This window comes from Serratia odorifera (assembly GCF_041448735.1).
Classification (GTDB): Bacteria; Pseudomonadota; Gammaproteobacteria; order Enterobacterales; family Enterobacteriaceae; genus Serratia_F; species Serratia_F odorifera.
This window is the reverse complement of sequence record NZ_JBGMUT010000078.1, coordinates 1-542: the sequence shown is the minus strand read 5'-3', so window position 1 is coordinate 542 and position 542 is coordinate 1. Positions and strand designations below refer to the sequence as shown.

General features: G+C 34.9%; 1 protein-coding gene. It reads right to left on the bottom strand.

Going from position 1 to position 542, the window contains the following annotated elements; genetic code table 11:
* A partial coding sequence (locus tag ACCC84_RS23940; protein WP_371902445.1) for a sugar ABC transporter substrate-binding protein occupies positions 1-407 on the bottom strand: 407 nt, incomplete at its 3' end.
* Positions 408-542 lie beyond the last annotated feature (135 nt).

Below are 542 nucleotides of genomic sequence, written 5' to 3'. Positions count from 1 at the left end.
GTATCATCTACTTTCACTTCTGAAAGTAGCCCTTCTGTTACCGCATTACCAATATGATCATGTGGCAATGTTACAACATCTGGCCCTGTGCCAGCTGGACCGTCGAGACGAAGTTTTTCTATTTGTTTCGTCATCTGAACCTCTTCAACTTTTACTTTCACATTATATTTCTTTTCAAAACTTTTCACCGCTGGCTCTAGACCCACACCTTTTTTCTCATCTTCCCAAACAAGAAGGTCATAGTCTTTTTTCGCTTTACTTTCCTCTTTTTTCCCTGAATCTTTCGGTCCACATGCAGATAACATACCAATAGATAATGCTGAAACCGTTAATAATGATAATGCTTTCTTCAGCCCAAAAACCTCCCTAAATTGTCTATGTACCTCAGAAACTGAAAACGTTTGCATTTAATAGTTTAATTGAAGCGCAAACAATATCTCAAGTCTATGAAAACGTTTGCGCTATTTGTCTATCATTATACATTCTTTTATTCATTTTGCAAATATTAATTTAAAAATTATGTCATTATACTCTTTATACAT